The following is a 14,971-nucleotide window of genomic DNA, read 5'->3' as shown; positions in this document are numbered from 1 at the left end:
TCAAAAAATAGTACATCATGCCCAAGAACCCAGCGGTCAGGAAGAAGCCAACCGCATTGTGGCCGTACCACCATTGGGTCAGTGCATCTTGAACACCGGCAAACAGTGAATAACTTTTAGACCCTAAGAATGACACAGGCACAGCAAGGTTATTGACCACATGCAGCAAAGCAATCGTGAAAATAAAGGCCAGATAGAACCAGTTTGCTACATAAATGTGTGGCTCTTTTCGTTTGATCAGGGTGCCCATGAACAAAACAAGATAACCAACCCACACAATGGTTAGCCAGATATCAACATACCATTCAGGCTCTGCATATTCACGGCCTTGGGTCGAACCGAGCAAGTACCCGGTGGCCGCCATAACGATAAACAGCTGGTACCCCCAAAATACGAACCAGGTGAGCGTGTCCGAAACCAGACGCGTCTGGCATGTACGTTGCACCACATAAAGGCTTGAGGTAATCAGCGCGGTGCCGCCAAAGGCAAAAACCACCGCAGAAGTGTGCACGGGCCGAACCCGGCCAAAATTGAAAAATGGTTCTATATTGAATTCGGGAAACGCCAGCTGCAGCGCAGCGATCACCCCAATCGTAAACCCAACACACCCCCAAAAGGTGGTCAATACAACCCCATATTTAATGGGATCATCCAAATAACCTGATTTATCGATTGGCCCCTCACCAACAACACCCACACGGCGCAACATGATAATCGCACCGATGGTCATCGTGCCGGCCAAAATCCAAGCATGTGTTCGATAAAGTTGGTCCTGCCCAAAAGCGGCAGCAAGGACAGCGGTCAGCGCCGCCAATCCCAATACAATGGTCCAGCCTAAATTCTTCATATTTCCCCCGCAATAATTCTCGCCGTCGGCCTTAAAAGTAAAGTTGCAACCCTCTTCGCGGCCAAACTACAATATAGTTTCATTTGAAACAACCTTCGTTGATCTAGGTCAAGGTTACACAATGTCGCTTGTGTCCAAATGTCTCACATCAAACGAACAGCAGCGAGCGAAATTGAGTGCGAACCTGTAACATGGGCTCAAATACGCGCGAAATGAAAGAGCTATGTGCCAAATGGCCCACTACAAGAATAGCGATTTGGTCGCGCAGTTGCGCAAATGCCATCATGACAAATCGGCGCTCTGCGACCGATTAGAAGAGATCGCGGACGGTTTGCCCGATAATATTGATCGACAGATTTGTGCAACCACCGCACGCGCAATCGAGTCTATCCTTCAAAAAGCACACCGTTTTGAAGAAGAAGAGCTCTACCCAGCTTTGGCTCAATATCACCATGGCAAATTGGACCACACGCTGAATTTTGATCGATTGCGTTCAGAGCATTACGAAGATAGGTGCTTTGGCGAAGAAGTGCGCGATGTGTTGATCTCTTACGGGCAAGGCAAGCAGCTACAAACCGCCGATGCCACTGGCTATATGCTGCGCGGTTTTTTTGAGAGCCTAAGGCGCCACATGGCGTTCGAAGCCGAACTGGCAAAACCACTACGCACCAACAAAAAAACGGCGCCAGATGAAACACCCGGCGCCGCCAAATAATCTGCTAACGATTTCGGTTAGCTTCAAACTGATTTCGCAGCAGCCCTTGATGCCCGCTTACGATCATTCGAGCCCAAGCTAATTTTCCGGATCCGAATGCTTTTGGGCGTCACTTCCACATACTCATCATCAGCAATATAGGACAAAGCCTGCTCCAAAGACATTTTCTTTGGTGTGGTCAGTTTTACAGCTTCGTCTTTACCAGAAGCGCGCATATTGGTGAGCTGTTTGCCCTTCAATACGTTGACTTCCAAATCGTTGCCGCGTGAATGTTCACCAACAATCATGCCTTCATAAACATCAACGCCCGGCTCAATGATCATTGGGCCACGATCTTCTAAGTTGAACATCGCAAATGGCACCGATTTGCCGTTGCCGTTCGAAATCAGAACGCCCGTGCGACGGCCCTGCATTTTGCCCCGGAACGGTGCATATTCATGAAATACCCGGTTAAAGATCGCCGTGCCGCGTGTGTCAGAAAGCAATTCAGGCTGATAGCCGATCAAACCGCGTGTTGGCACATAGAATACAAGCCGCGTACGCCCGCCACCAGATGGTTTCATCTCGATCAAATCACCCTTGCGTTCTGCAAGTTTTTGCACAACGGGACCAGAATATTCTTCGTCCACATCGATGATGACTTCTTCGATCGGCTCAAGTTTTTGACCGTTTTCTTCGCGATAAACCACTTTTGGGCGACCAAGGCACAATTCAAAGCCTTCGCGACGCATGGTCTCAATGAGAACGGACAAAAGCAATTCGCCACGGCCGGCCACTTCGTAACTTTCGCCATCTTCGCCGTCAGTTACTTTGAGCGCCACATTGCCCTCAGCTTCCGCATACAAGCGGTCGCGGATAACACGGGACTGAACTTTATCGCCTTCTTGACCTGCCAGCGGCCCGTCATTCACACGGAACGCCATGGACAATGTTGGTGGATCAATTGGTTGCGCTTGTAACGCTTCAGTTACACCCGGTGCAGCAATTGTGTCCGCAACTGTTGCGGTCACCAAACCAGAGATTGCAACAATATCGCCAGCATTTGCTTCATCAACCGGTTCGCGCTCAAGACCCTTAAAGCTGAGAACCTTTGAAATACGACCACGTTCGATAATTTTGCCATCGTTAGACAAAGCATGCACTGGATCATTTGGCTTAATAGAACCTGACAACACTCGGCCGGTCAAAATCCGACCCAAGAACGGGTTAGATTCAATGGTTGTCGCCAACATCCGGAACGGACCGGGTTCAACATGCGGCTCTTCCACATGATCAAGCACCATATCCAAAAGCGGGGTCATACTTTCTTGTGGGCCCGTTGGCTCTTCAGCCATCCAACCCTGCTTGGCAGAACCGTAAAGTACTTTAAAATCGAGCTGTTCTTCGTTCGCGTCCAAAGACACAAACAAGTCGAAAATCTCGTCCAAGACTTCTTCGTGGCGCTCATCAGACTTATCAATCTTGTTGATCGCCACGATTGGCTTCAAACCAATTTTTAGCGCTTTACCCAGAACGAACTTTGTCTGTGGCATTGGGCCTTCAGCCGCATCAACCAAAATGATCGCGCCATCCACCATGTTCAGGATCCGCTCAACTTCGCCGCCAAAGTCGGCATGTCCCGGTGTGTCAACGATATTGATCTGTGTGTCTTTCCAATTTACCGAAGTTACCTTCGCCAAAATGGTAATGCCACGCTCACGCTCCAAATCGTTACTGTCCATCGCGCGTTCTTCTACACGTTGGTTGTCACGAAATGAGCCGGACTGCTTCAACAACACGTCGATAAGCGTCGTTTTACCGTGGTCAACGTGCGCGATGATGGCGATATTGCGCAAAGCCATTATTAAGTTCCAATCTAAAAGGGATTTCATCTCTTGGCGGTGCTTTAAGGGCGAACGGGCAAAAGGGCAAGTTTTAATTCACAAAACGGGCTGAAACCGTAGCTTTTGCCTAATTTTCGGGCTTGCAATCGCAAAAGCCGTGGCTAAGCTGCTCATTCATTCTTGCCTTCTGAGTTCAAACCATGCTGCGCGATTTTTCACCTCAAGCCCTCATAATGGGGCTGATCACTGGATTTGTCGGTTTTTCAAGTTCATTTGCCATTGTGCTGCAGGGCCTGTTTGCTGTGGGCGCGAGCCCAGAGCAAGCGGCCAGCGGGTTAACCGCCATGTGCATCGCCATGGGCATATGTGCCATCATTCTCAGCGCACAACGCAAGATGCCCATTTCGGTCGCCTGGTCCACCCCCGGCGCGGCGTTGTTGGCCAGCTCAGGCCAGCTTTCCGGCGGGTTTGGTGCCGCGACGGGGGCGTTCTTGTTTTGCGCGGCATTGATTATCATCTCTGGCGTTTGGCGCCCCTTTGGCCGTGCGGTAGAGCGGTTGCCCGTGTCGCTGGCCAACGCCATGCTCGCAGGTATTTTGTTGCCCCTATGTTTTGCGCCCATCAAAGCGATTGATTTTAACCCAATCCTAGGCTTACCGATTGCACTGGCGTGGCTGATCGTCGGATTTTTCAACAAATTAATGGCCGTCCCAGCCGCGCTTTTGGCCTTCGTGCTGGTCATTATATTTGGTGTGGAGCTCCCGGCAGACACCTTGAGCCAACTCGCAGATTCAGTTTTGCCTGAAATGGTGTTCACCGCCCCAATATTTGACATCTCAGCCATTATCTCGCTGGGCTTGCCTTTATACATCGTCACCATGGCATCACAAAATATCCCGGGCATGGCCGTGCTCAAAGCCAATCACTATCAAACCCCCGCCGGGCCACTTTTCACCATGACCGGATTTTTCTCTTTGCTAGCTGCCCCCTTTGGCAGCCACGCAATCAATCTGGCTGCCATCACGGCCGCCATGTGCGCCAGCCCCGATGCCCATCCAGACAAAGACAAACGCTATTGGGCCGCCATCATCACTGGTGTGGTTTATGTCATCTTCGGCATATTTGCCGGCGTTGCGATCACATTCATCGCGCTTGCCCCAACGATCTTGGTGGAAGCTGTCGCAGGCCTTGCCCTTGTCGGTGCTTTTTCGGCGGCGGCATATGGCGCCTTAAATAATGAAAAGCAACGCCATGCTGCAGCCGTAACATTTCTCATTACCGCATCAGGGGTTGGTTTTTTTGGCATATCCGGCGCATTTTGGGGATTGATTGCAGGCATTGCCATTTTGGCTGCCTCAAAATTCAGCACCCAGAAATAAAAGGGCCCCGAAGCAAAGCCTCGGGGCAAGTTCCCCTTAAAGCCATCACATAGCAACAAGGGAGTTCACAATGCATCAAAGATGCGGCGCGATATTGCACAGCTCCCCCCTCCCTGACAAGAGAACCAAATAGATACCAATCCCTTGATTTCCTGGGCTTACGAGAGTTTTTGCGTAGACCAAAACAAGACCTACACACCTTTACGGCCGCCGGGTAAAACGCAAAGCCTTGCCCGCTGCTGAAACAAATTCGACCGATAAATTATGCTCAGATTCGGCGCGCACTAGACATGGCCAATCAAGATCCAGCGTTTCTAGCTCCCGCCCTGCGACCGAGCGCAGTTCAATATGTTGGCTCAAAACACCGTCCAGCGGGTGGCGCTCACCTTGCCATTCAATCAGATAAGGCAGTGCGCCATTTGCGGCCAAGGACCCATCTCTGTTCAGCCCAAATCGCCACGAAAGCGCACCGCGTGTTACATCGATAACTTCAAACTGGTCGAATGGCTTTTTTTGAATGGCGCGATCAATATTTGATGTGCTGGCGACAAAACCCAGCAATTCAATATCTTCGCCAACGAAAGGCCTGTCCAACCCGAACCAGCGTGACCGTTTTGGATCAGCTTCCGGGTTTGCAGCGATAAGCTCCAGATAGATCGGATAGCCCGCAGCCTCGATCCGCCATAATTTATTGTGGGTGCCAAACAATTCATGTTCCCCACCCCCAAACGGCAAAACGCCCAGCTTTTGGCTGAGCGCTTCACTAGATGCAGTCAGATCATTCGCGCCGAGCGCAATATGATCGAGCTTTAACATGCTTAGAACTTGATCATTTTGCGCGCGGCGAAAGTCTTCAGCCGCAACGCATTTAATTTGATAAAGCCTTGCGCATCGTTGTGGTCGTAGGTGCCAGACCCTTCTTCAAAGGTCACCAAATCTTCGGAGTACAAAGAATATGGTGATGAGCGTGCGATAACATTTGCACTCCCCTTATAAAGTTTCAAGGTCACCTCACCGGCCACCATTTCTTGGCTATTATCGATCAAAGCTTGCAACATTTCGCGCTCTGGCGAATACCAAAAACCATTATAAATCAGCTCGGCATAGCGTGGCATCAGCTCATCCTTGAGATGCGCCGCGCCCCGATCCAGCGTGATCGATTCGATACCACGGTGCGCCGCCAACAAAATCGTGCCGCCCGGTGTTTCGTAAATGCCGCGTGACTTCATACCCACATAGCGGTTCTCGACCAAATCCAAACGGCCAATGCCGTGCTTGCCGCCAAGCTCGTTGAGCTTTGTTAAAACAGTCGCCGGGCTCATTTTCTCGCCATTGACCGAAACCGCATCGCCCTTTTCAAAACCAACACTGATGATTTCAGGCTTGTCTGGCGCGTCTTCTGGGTTCACGGTGCGCTGATAAACATATTCAGGCGCAATATCGGCTGGGTCTTCAAGCACCTTGCCTTCAGATGAAGTGTGCAACAGGTTCGCATCAACCGAGAACGGGGCTTCGCCGCGCTTGTCTTTTGGCACCGGAATTTGATGTTGCTCGGCGAATTCAAGCAACTTGGTGCGTGATTGCAAATCCCACTCGCGCCAAGGCGCAATCACCTTAATGCTTGGATCAAGCGCATAAGCGCTGAGTTCAAAGCGCACTTGGTCATTGCCTTTGCCCGTCGCACCATGCGAAATCGCATCTGCGCCAACCATGTGCGCAATCTCGACCAAACGTTTTGAAATCAAGGGCCGGGCAATCGAGGTGCCGAGCAAGTAAACACCTTCATAAAGCGCGTTGGCCCGGAACATGGGGAACACAAAGTCGCGCACAAATTCTTCGCGCACATCTTCAATATAGATTTCTTTGATGCCCATCAGCTCGGCTTTTTTGCGGGCCGGTTCCAACTCTTCGCCCTGACCAAGGTCAGCGGTAAAAGTCACCACTTCGCAATCATAAGCGACTTTTAGCCATTTCAAAATGATCGAGGTATCAAGTCCGCCCGAATAGGCGAGCACAACTTTATTGATGTCTTTGCTCATGAAAAACGCTGTCTTTGTTCAGGTTTGAAAAGGATTTTTCGCACCATATGGCAAAGCACGGCCAAGGTGCAATGTCATTTTGCTAGACAAACGTCCAATTCTTGTTTCATATATCCAAACTTCGGGTCAGTTTTCACGCACCCAAAGGAACTCATGCATGTCCGATCTGATTTCGATATTTTTGCCTGAATGGCCAATGTTGGCCGCGTTTGGCGTGGCCGCAATTGTTTTGGCGATTACGCCGGGACCCGACATGGCCCTATTTTTGTCGCGCGCGATTAATTTTGGCCGTATTCACGGCGTGGTTTCCCTGCTTGGGGCCATGACCGGGATTTTGATCCACACCGCTTTTGTCGTTTTTGGTGTTTCGGTTCTGATCACAACCGCGCCGATCGCCTTTCTGGTTCTAAAAGTTGTCGGCGCTCTATATTTGCTTTGGCTTGCTTTTTCCGCCATCCGCGCCGGGCACAATTTTTCACTGTCAGACAGCAAAAACGCGGTTCCACCAAAACTGATAAAAAGCTATTGGACGGGTTTGGGCATCAATTTATTGAACCCGAAAGTCGTGCTGTTTTTCATCACATTTCTCCCCCAGTTCGTCAGCAGCGCCGACCCCAATGCAGCCTACAAACTGTTCAGCTTGGGCATATTGTTCAATTTAATTTCCCTACCCATGTTGATTGCAATGATCTATAGCGCAGACCGGTTGGCAGTCGCATTGACAAAGTCCAAATGGATTGGCCGAGCAATGAATTACGGCTTCGCCGCAGTGTTCGCCAGCTTTGCCGCCATTATCCTAACCGCTCAAGCGAGACATTAGCCTCTTATGAACTACCGCCACGCCTTTCACGCAGGTAACTTTGCTGACGTCATCAAGCACATCATCCTAACGCGCATCATTTGCTACATGCAAAATAAGGAAAAAGGGTTTCGGGTGTTGGATACCCACGCAGGGACTGGCCTTTATGACCTATCCAGCGACGAATCCCACCGTTCGCCTGAATGGAAACAAGGAATCCAAGCGCTAATGGACGCAGATCGTTCAAAAGAATTGAACGCGCTCATCAAGCCATATTTGGACGTGATTGAGGGCCTGAATTCTTCTGGAACACTAAAGCTGTATCCAGGATCGCCTTTGCTTGCCCGCAAATTGCTGCGCGAGCAGGATCGGCTAACAGCAACCGAATTGCACCCACGGGATGCAATCAAACTCAAAGCCCATTTTGAAGGCGATCACCAAGTCAAGGCGATTGAGTTGGATGGATGGCAGGCGCTGGTGGCCCATATGCCGCCAAAAGAAAAACGCGGCGTCATTCTGGTTGATCCACCATTTGAAAAACCGCAAGAATTTACCCGCATGGCCTCCGGGCTGTTCCGCGCACATAAGCGGTTCAGCACCGGCACTTATGCCCTTTGGTACCCAATTAAAGACGTGGCACAAATTGAAACCTTCGCCACCCAGCTCTATGATACCGGCATCAAAAAAGTGCTGCGGATTGAATTTAATATCGCCAAATCCACCAATCCCCCAAGCCTGCATGGCACCGGCATGATCGTGGTCAACCCGCCTTTTACGCTGATAAAAGAACTAAACTTTATCTTTACAGAACTGCAGCCAATTTTCGCCCCAGAAGGCAAAGGCAAGTTCGAAATCGACTGGATTTACAACGAAGACGAAAAGAATTGATCCCTCATCATTTGTCCTAAATTGTCCTAGGTATGGCCACTTGGTGCATATAATCCTCTTGATATCGGGCCTACATTGCCTTCACACTTACCTCATGTGAAAGGCCGATCATGTCCCAAACCAAACACGCACTTCTTGTTATTGATGTACAAGAAAGCTTTCCAAAGCGCGACTATTTTCAAGAAAAATACTTGCCAGACTTTATTCAGAACACCCAAAAACTGATCGATGGTGCTGTTTCTGCCAATGTGCCGATTGTGCAGATTTTTCACATTGAACCCACAGGCGCGTTCTCCAAAGCCTCGGGCAACATCAAAACCCTTGCCCCGATTAAACTGAACCCAAAGACCATAATTGAAAAGCATCGTCACTCGGCTTTTGCAGGCACAAATCTTGATATTTGGCTCAAGGAAAATGGCATCAATGAGATCACCATCTGTGGCATTCGCACCGAGCAATGCTGCGAAACCACCACCCGCCATGGCTCCGATATTGGCTATAAGGTCAACTACGTCACCGACGCGACCCTGACCTTTGATATGCAACATCCTGACGGCAGCACGCTCACAGCTAACCTGATCAAGCACCGCACTGAAACAGTGTTGTCTGGCCGTTTTGCCACCATCCGATCTGTTGATGATGCCATCGCTCACATGAAAGCCTAACTCATGGTCGCAACGCAACACATCAAGGTCTATATTTTGCTGGCACCTGTGCCGCTGATGCTCGACTTTGCCGGCCCCGCCGAAGTGTTGCGTTGCGCCAATAGGGTTCAAGACAAAATCCATTTTGATGTGGAATTCATCGCACCGCACACTGAGATGCTCACTTCAGTTGGTTTACCCCTTACGGGCATTTCCCCTGTGCCGAAAGAGCTGGCACCAGGTGATATCCTGTTGGTTTCAGGCAGCACCAATGAGATTTTGGGCGATGCAAACTTACCAACGACGAACGAAACAGCAAATGACAAACAGCTGATTGTAAACTGGCTACGTGCCACATTCACTGAACACCAAATGTTGCTCACCGTGTGCAGCGGCGCAATTTTGGCCGCGCGCGCGGGCTTGCTCGACGGTTATCAGTGCACCACCCATCATGATTGTCTCGAAGAATTACGCTCCATCAGCCCGCGCCTCAAAGTTGAGGAAAACCGACTGTTCACACAAGACAGAAACCGCTTCACCAGCGCAGGGATTACATCCGGCACAGACTTGATGTTGCATATTGTGGGGCAAAAACTGGGCATTGGCTTTGCCGCCGCCATCGCCAAACATATGGTGATCTATGCAAGACGTAGCGGCAATGACCCCCAATTATCGCCTTGGCTGCAAGGCCGCAGCCATTTGCACCCAACAGTGCACAGAGTGCAAGACCTCATTGCACAAGACCCAACCGCCATTTGGGACGTTAAAACCCTCGCCCGTGAAGCCCATATGAGCGAGCGACATTTTTCCCGCCTGTTCAACAATGAAACCGGGCTTTCGGTGCCCGACTATGTCAATGGTTTACGGATTGCCATCGCCGAAAACGCCCTGCGCGCACAGAACACGCAAATCGAACGTTTGGTGGGCGATTTGGGATTCGGCTCATCGCGACATTTCCGACGCGCTTGGCAAAAACATCATCAATTATCCCCCACCCAATGGCGACAAAACCAGTTGGATAATTAGGACGCTACAATTTCCAAAAAACTACTGCGCAGCCTGCAAAGCGTCACGGTCTTTTTTCGTCATGCGTTCGCTTTCCGACTTTAATTGCCCACACGCTGCAAAAATATCCCGGCCACGGGGCGTGCGCACCGGGCTGGCATAACCTGCAATATTCACCACATCGGCAAACTTTTCGATCTGCGACCAGCTTGAGCACTCATATTCTGAACCCGGCCAAGGGTTAAACGGAATAAGATTGATTTTAGCTGGAATGCCATCAAGCAATTTCACCAGCGCTTTCGCGTCGGCGATGGAATCATTGACCCCTTTAAGCATCACATATTCAAACGTGATCCGTCTCGCGTTGGAAACGCCCGGATAATTGCGACAAGCGTCGAGCAATTCAGCTAGTGGGTACTTTTTGTTGATCGGCACCAAAATATCGCGCAATTCATCGCGCACTGCGTGCAGCGAAATCGCCAGCATTACACCAGCTTCTTCGCCGATTTTGGCCATTTCGGGCACCACGCCCGACGTCGACAATGTAATCCGGCGTTTGGACAAGGAAATTCCTTCCCCGTCCGCCATCAACAACATCGCCTGCTTGACGTTTTCATAGTTATACAATGGCTCGCCCATGCCCATCATCACCACATTGGTGACCGTGCGCAGGCCTTCCTTTGGAATAACGCCATCCGTTGGCCGCGTACCGCCCGCATAATCGCCCAACCGCGCGCGCGCCATCAACACTTGGCTCACAATTTCGCCAGCTGTGAGATTGCGCACCAGTTTTTGCGTGCCCGTATGACAAAACGGACAGGTCAGGGTGCAGCCAACTTGCGAGGACACACACAATGTGCCGCGATCTTCTTCCGGGATATATACTGTTTCCACATCAACCGGCGGCATGTTGGGCTGTTCAGGATCGGTAAACCGAAACAACCACTTGCGGGTGCCATCGCTTGAAACCTGTTCTGAAACGATTTCGGGTCGGTTTAAAACAAACCGTTCTTTGAGCTGTTCGCGTAGGCCCTTGGAAATATTGAGCATATCGTCAAAATCGGTAACCCCGTTCACATAAAGCCAATTCCACAATTGCGTCACGCGCATGCGGATTTGCTTGTCGGGCAAACCGAGCAGGGCCAAAGCTTGGCTCAATTGCGCGCGGTCCATACCAATCAGGGATTGCTTTTTGGGTGCGGCAGCTTTTGCAGCGGCCAAATCAAGGGTAATAGCCATTTGTTCACCAACTACGCGATCACCCATTCCTTTTACAGAATAGGTTCTTCTGAACTCGCGTTTAAAAATTCTGAGTTGGCCCACCTATCACATGCTTGGTGAAAATACCAACATCTTTGCGAAAAACAGGCATAATCTATTGATTGCAGGCACTGTCAATTTTGCGCATTGATGCGGTGGCACCTGACAATGAGAATGTCAATATCACCCGCGCACCCTGCTTGTTAATGCCTTCAATTTCCATCGTCGAGCCGCGCCGCATGGCAGACGCCATTTCACCGGACAGGCTCGGGTCTTCAAGCCATGCCGCATCTTCCTGGGTGAACAAGGAATAACTGCTGCCCCCAATACGCGCGGTTGCCAAACTGTCAATGCCGAACTCAAACCCTGCAACCAAATTCATCTCATATGACAGCCGCTCGCTGGGGCGATGGGTGACATAGAAATAGGCTTGCTCCACGCCCGCCAATTCTGGTTCTACCGAAATTGGTTTGGAATGGACAAAGCAAAATGGGGTTGCAGACCTTGTGGTCGAATAGGCAGACCAAGCTTTGAACTCGCCAAGCGATTGCACAGATTGCGCAACCGCGCCTTGGGGCAAAAGGGCGACCAGCGCGAAGCTCAAAAAAAGTAAAATTTTGACAATTGTGCGGCGCATAAAAACAGGCAAACTATGTTGGAGACGGTTGGTTCGCGGCACTAAACCACAAAACCAACACCTATGCATCAATTTCTATTTGCACACTTTATCGATCTCATTCATTGCAGCGGTGACCCCGGACAATGAATATGTGTCGGTGGTGCGTGTACCGCGAGATGATATGCCACGAACAACCATTTCGGAGCCCCGCTTCATTGCGTCAACAAAGCCGTTTTCATGTTCTTTATAAAGCCAGCCCGCTTGCAATTTCGGATCAGTGACCATTGGATAGGCTTTACCATCAATAGTGGCTGAAGCCTCTGCATTTTCCTTGTAGGGATAACCGATCATGGTCGCAACTTCGTTTTTTTGCTTGTTCGCCATGCGATGGGTCACCAAAAAATGAATCGGACCACGATTTACATTGGTGGGTTGGCTGTCTTTCGGTGTCGCCGAAATATAGCAAATCTTGCCCGTTGCATCATTGTCTGTCCACGCTGTCCAGAACTTAAAAGTCCCTATCTTGGTCGCGGCCTCGGCGCCACCTACAACTGCAAAAGTTGCGAGCGCAGCAAGTCCAGCCGCCATTGCGAATTTTTTCATATTTTTTGCCGTCATCATCTCTGGGTTCCTGTCCACAATACCCGCTTCCCGCATCATTATCCGCCAACGAAGTTACCAAGCTGCAAAAATTTACAGCATTTTATACAAATGCCAACATAGCCCAAAATTGGGCAGCATTTTGGCGCTTGCCAAAGCTTTTCTCTTGTTTCACCCTTCAAGGTGAATGAAGTCCTAACAAAACCGGGAAACCCACGCGCTTTGACCCAATCAATTCTATTTGTTTGCCTTGGCAATATTTGTCGCTCTCCCACAGCACATGCCGTATTTGCCCAAAAAGCCATCGCAGCCGGGCGCACTGATTTAACAATTGATAGCGCAGGAACTGGTGCATGGCATGTGGGCAATTCGCCCGATCAGCGGGCCACAGCCCATGCCAAACGACGCGGTTACGACCTGTCAACTTTACGTGCCCGCGCCGTCAGTCAATCCGATTTTGAGGATTTTGATCTCATTCTTGCCATGGACAAACAAAATCTCTCTGATCTTAAAGCCATGGCGCCAAAAGGCTCAAATGCCAAAATTGATTTATTTCTGAATTACCAGTCGTCTTTGACCCTAGAAGTCCCAGACCCCTATTATGGCGGAGATCAAGGTTTTGAAACCGTGCTTGATTTAATCGAAGCGGCAAGTGACGGGCTACTAAAGGCGCTGCGAATTTAATCAGCTATGTCGAGTTTTGTTCTCGCACCGTCCCGGACGTGATCCGGGACCAATTATATCAATTATGAGACTCAACCTGCCAAATCGTAGCGCTCTTCAACCACATACGGCCCGCCACCCACCGAATCTTTAGCCGAATACAAAGCGAACTGATCAATTGTAAAACAAAGAGAAACGAACGCCCCAGCCTGTTCAATGTGGAGAGCGACGTCTTTAGCACTCACCCCCTTAAGCCGGGCCAAAGTGACGTGCGGCGTATATTTTCGCCCATCCGACGGCAGCCCCAATTTGTGCAACGCCCTTTCATGTGCAGACTGCAAATTATCCAGCGCAGCGCAGGGTTGAAGCCCCGCATATAGTGCGCGGGGCCGGCTTCCCCCGAAAACCCCAAGATGATTGATCGTGACCTTGAATGGCGGCTCTAAATGAAATTTATCCAAGCAATTGGCCACAGCGTTGCCCATTTGAATGTCCACATCGCCAATATAGCGCAGGGTGATGTGATAATTGATCGGATCAATCCAGCGCGAATGTCCAAGCCCGCCGCGTTTGAGCGAAAGCGCAAACGAAACATCATCTGGTATTTCTAAGCCGGTAAACAGACGCGGCATAAAACCTCACTTCTTGCAACGAAAGTCCACGCTTTTTGACGCTTTAAATGCAGCAGCAGTGGCCAGAAGCTACCATGATTCGTATCATGAACTTGTGGCATTACAGCACAAGCGAACCAACGTGTTGTTTTATTTTATCTTTCCAAGTGAACCTTGCTCAAATTTAACATATATCTGCCTTGTATTTTCCACTTTCCATTGCCATATTAGTCAATGAACCGCGTAGCCAGCGTTCAAAGCTGCGCAAAATGCTACATTTGATAAAGAGGTTTTCATCAATGGCACAATATGATCGTCAAACATCGGCCACTCACGGCGGCGCTCAGGCCGTAATCGATGAGGGTCTACGCAGCTACATGCTGGGTGTTTATAACTATATGAGCATTGCGCTTGGCATTACCGGCGTCGTTGCTTTTTTCTTGGCATCCCTATCCACAACAACCAATCCCGAATTGGCTGTTGCACAAATGGGCAGCCAGTATCTTACCCAACTGGGCGCCACCCTCTACAGCGCGCCGCTTGTCTATGTCATTATGTTTGCGCCATTGGCCTTCGTCTTTGGCCTAAGCTTGGGCATCAACAAAATGAAATTCGCCACCGCCCAACTTGTATTTTGGGGATTTGCTGTGGCAATGGGCCTCTCGCTCTCCTCGATCTTCTTACAATATACAGGTGGATCAATCGCCCGCGTATTCTTCATTACTGCAGGTACGTTCGGTGCGATGAGCCTTTATGGTTACACCACAAAACGTGACCTAACCGGCATGGGTTCATTCCTGATGATGGGCCTAATCGGCATCATCATCGCTTCAATCGTCAACATGTTCTTCCAATCTGGTATGTTGGCCTTTGCCATCTCCGTGATCGGTGTGTTGGTGTTTGTTGGCTTGACCGCTTACGACACGCAACAAATCAAAATGATGTATCTGGAAAGCGATGGCGCTGACACGATGGGCAAGAAAATGCTCATGGGCGCTTTAAGACTTTACCTTGATTTCATCAACCTGTTCATCATGTTGCTTCGCTTGTTCGGCAACCGCAACTAAGCAGGCATTGCC

16 protein-coding genes are annotated in these 14,971 nt (G+C 50.0%); 8 read left to right on the top strand and 8 right to left on the bottom strand.

Translation table 11 applies throughout. The features are described from left to right. Positions 1 to 847, bottom strand: an 847-nt coding sequence (locus tag ACJAZW_RS08635; RefSeq protein ID WP_415157092.1) for a cbb3-type cytochrome c oxidase subunit I, incomplete at its 3' end; no start/stop codon positions are given. 232 nt (positions 848 to 1,079) lie between these two features. Between ACJAZW_RS08635 and ACJAZW_RS08630 the strand changes: the two genes are divergently transcribed. Beyond that, a complete protein-coding gene (locus ACJAZW_RS08630; protein ID WP_415157090.1) occupies positions 1,080 to 1,562 on the top strand; it encodes a hemerythrin domain-containing protein in 483 nt (160 codons plus the stop codon). Between the two features lie 23 nt (positions 1,563 to 1,585). On the opposite strand, the gene typA is transcribed toward ACJAZW_RS08630, so the two are convergent. Further along, positions 1,586 to 3,403: a translational GTPase TypA gene (typA, locus tag ACJAZW_RS08625; RefSeq protein WP_415157088.1), complete on the bottom strand. Its 1,818-nt coding sequence runs from the start codon at positions 3,401 to 3,403 to the stop codon at positions 1,586 to 1,588. Positions 3,404 to 3,585: 182 nt separating this feature from the next. Between typA and ACJAZW_RS08620 the strand changes: the two genes are divergently transcribed. Then, entirely contained in the window at positions 3,586 to 4,764 is a 1,179-nt protein-coding gene (locus tag ACJAZW_RS08620) for a benzoate/H(+) symporter BenE family transporter (RefSeq protein WP_415157086.1), read from the top strand. A 201-nt stretch (positions 4,765 to 4,965) separates the two neighbouring features. Here the strand turns inward: ACJAZW_RS08620 and ACJAZW_RS08615 are convergent, their stop codons facing one another. Together ACJAZW_RS08615 and ACJAZW_RS08610 are read right to left on the bottom strand one after the other, a co-directional pair. Beyond that, entirely contained in the window at positions 4,966 to 5,580 is a 615-nt protein-coding gene (locus tag ACJAZW_RS08615) for a VOC family protein (RefSeq protein ID WP_415157084.1), read from the bottom strand. Positions 5,581 to 5,582: 2 nt separating this feature from the next. Continuing rightward, a complete protein-coding gene (locus ACJAZW_RS08610; protein WP_415157082.1) occupies positions 5,583 to 6,803 on the bottom strand; it encodes an argininosuccinate synthase in 1,221 nt (406 codons plus the stop codon). Positions 6,804 to 6,960: 157 nt separating this feature from the next. On the opposite strand from ACJAZW_RS08610, the gene ACJAZW_RS08605 reads away from it, so the two are divergent. The 4 genes from ACJAZW_RS08605 (at position 6,961) to ACJAZW_RS08590 (ending at position 10,160) form a co-directional block, all read left to right on the top strand. Next, positions 6,961 to 7,623: a LysE family translocator gene (locus ACJAZW_RS08605; protein WP_415157080.1), complete on the top strand. Its 663-nt coding sequence runs from the start codon at positions 6,961 to 6,963 to the stop codon at positions 7,621 to 7,623. 6 nt (positions 7,624 to 7,629) lie between these two features. Continuing rightward, positions 7,630 to 8,490: a 23S rRNA (adenine(2030)-N(6))-methyltransferase RlmJ gene (locus ACJAZW_RS08600; RefSeq protein WP_415157078.1), complete on the top strand. Its 861-nt coding sequence runs from the start codon at positions 7,630 to 7,632 to the stop codon at positions 8,488 to 8,490. Positions 8,491 to 8,600: 110 nt separating this feature from the next. Then, positions 8,601 to 9,155, top strand: a complete 555-nt coding sequence (locus ACJAZW_RS08595) for an isochorismatase family protein (protein WP_415157076.1) — start codon at positions 8,601 to 8,603, stop codon at positions 9,153 to 9,155. A 3-nt stretch (positions 9,156 to 9,158) separates the two neighbouring features. Beyond that, on the top strand, positions 9,159 to 10,160 hold the full coding sequence (locus tag ACJAZW_RS08590; RefSeq protein WP_415157074.1) for a GlxA family transcriptional regulator: 1,002 nt from the start codon (positions 9,159 to 9,161) through the stop codon (positions 10,158 to 10,160). Between the two features lie 21 nt (positions 10,161 to 10,181). Here the strand turns inward: ACJAZW_RS08590 and rlmN are convergent, their stop codons facing one another. The 3 genes from rlmN to ACJAZW_RS08575 all read right to left on the bottom strand — a co-directional run bounded on the left by rlmN (position 10,182) and on the right by ACJAZW_RS08575 (position 12,639). Beyond that, the gene (gene rlmN, locus ACJAZW_RS08585; protein ID WP_415157072.1) at positions 10,182 to 11,378 is read right to left on the bottom strand and encodes a 23S rRNA (adenine(2503)-C(2))-methyltransferase RlmN; all 1,197 of its coding nucleotides are present in this window, start codon (positions 11,376 to 11,378) and stop codon (positions 10,182 to 10,184) included. Positions 11,379 to 11,514: 136 nt separating this feature from the next. Next, the gene (locus tag ACJAZW_RS08580) at positions 11,515 to 12,036 is read right to left on the bottom strand and encodes an invasion associated locus B family protein (RefSeq protein ID WP_415157070.1); all 522 of its coding nucleotides are present in this window, start codon (positions 12,034 to 12,036) and stop codon (positions 11,515 to 11,517) included. A gap of 75 nt (positions 12,037 to 12,111) precedes the next feature. Continuing rightward, entirely contained in the window at positions 12,112 to 12,639 is a 528-nt protein-coding gene (locus tag ACJAZW_RS08575; protein WP_415157068.1) for an invasion associated locus B family protein, read from the bottom strand. A 201-nt stretch (positions 12,640 to 12,840) separates the two neighbouring features. On the opposite strand from ACJAZW_RS08575, the gene ACJAZW_RS08570 reads away from it, so the two are divergent. Further along, complete coding sequence (locus ACJAZW_RS08570) at positions 12,841 to 13,302, top strand: low molecular weight protein-tyrosine-phosphatase (protein ID WP_415157066.1); 462 nt, start codon at positions 12,841 to 12,843, stop codon at positions 13,300 to 13,302. 71 nt (positions 13,303 to 13,373) lie between these two features. On the opposite strand, the gene thpR is transcribed toward ACJAZW_RS08570, so the two are convergent. After that, entirely contained in the window at positions 13,374 to 13,913 is a 540-nt protein-coding gene (gene thpR, locus ACJAZW_RS08565) for an RNA 2',3'-cyclic phosphodiesterase (RefSeq protein ID WP_415157064.1), read from the bottom strand. A gap of 278 nt (positions 13,914 to 14,191) precedes the next feature. Here thpR and ACJAZW_RS08560 point away from each other — a divergent pair, with 278 nt between their 5' ends. After that, entirely contained in the window at positions 14,192 to 14,959 is a 768-nt protein-coding gene (locus tag ACJAZW_RS08560; protein WP_415157062.1) for a Bax inhibitor-1/YccA family protein, read from the top strand. Positions 14,960 to 14,971: the final 12 nt, after the last annotated feature.

Source organism: Maritalea sp. (assembly GCF_047634455.1).
In the GTDB taxonomy this organism is placed as follows: Bacteria; Pseudomonadota; Alphaproteobacteria; order Rhizobiales; family Devosiaceae; genus Maritalea.
This window is presented reverse-complemented; position numbering and strand designations above follow the sequence as displayed.

Bases quoted from the DNA above. Each gene is read 5' to 3' on its own strand.
- ACJAZW_RS08560 (WP_415157062.1), top strand. From the start codon at position 14,192: ATGGCACAATATGATCGTCAAACATCGGCCACTCACGGCGGCGCTCAG.
- ACJAZW_RS08595 (WP_415157076.1), top strand. From the start codon at position 8,601: ATGTCCCAAACCAAACACGCACTTCTTGTTATTGATGTACAAGAAAGC.
- ACJAZW_RS08610 (WP_415157082.1), bottom strand. From the start codon at position 6,803: ATGAGCAAAGACATCAATAAAGTTGTGCTCGCCTATTCGGGCGGACTT.
- ACJAZW_RS08575 (WP_415157068.1), bottom strand. From the start codon at position 12,639: ATGATGACGGCAAAAAATATGAAAAAATTCGCAATGGCGGCTGGACTT.
- ACJAZW_RS08605 (WP_415157080.1), top strand. From the start codon at position 6,961: ATGTCCGATCTGATTTCGATATTTTTGCCTGAATGGCCAATGTTGGCC.
- thpR (WP_415157064.1), bottom strand. From the start codon at position 13,913: ATGCCGCGTCTGTTTACCGGCTTAGAAATACCAGATGATGTTTCGTTT.
- ACJAZW_RS08590 (WP_415157074.1), top strand. From the start codon at position 9,159: ATGGTCGCAACGCAACACATCAAGGTCTATATTTTGCTGGCACCTGTG.
- ACJAZW_RS08615 (WP_415157084.1), bottom strand. From the start codon at position 5,580: ATGTTAAAGCTCGATCATATTGCGCTCGGCGCGAATGATCTGACTGCA.
- rlmN (WP_415157072.1), bottom strand. From the start codon at position 11,378: ATGGCTATTACCCTTGATTTGGCCGCTGCAAAAGCTGCCGCACCCAAA.
- ACJAZW_RS08580 (WP_415157070.1), bottom strand. From the start codon at position 12,036: ATGCGCCGCACAATTGTCAAAATTTTACTTTTTTTGAGCTTCGCGCTG.
- ACJAZW_RS08620 (WP_415157086.1), top strand. From the start codon at position 3,586: ATGCTGCGCGATTTTTCACCTCAAGCCCTCATAATGGGGCTGATCACT.
- ACJAZW_RS08600 (WP_415157078.1), top strand. From the start codon at position 7,630: ATGAACTACCGCCACGCCTTTCACGCAGGTAACTTTGCTGACGTCATC.
- ACJAZW_RS08630 (WP_415157090.1), top strand. From the start codon at position 1,080: ATGGCCCACTACAAGAATAGCGATTTGGTCGCGCAGTTGCGCAAATGC.
- typA (WP_415157088.1), bottom strand. From the start codon at position 3,403: ATGGCTTTGCGCAATATCGCCATCATCGCGCACGTTGACCACGGTAAA.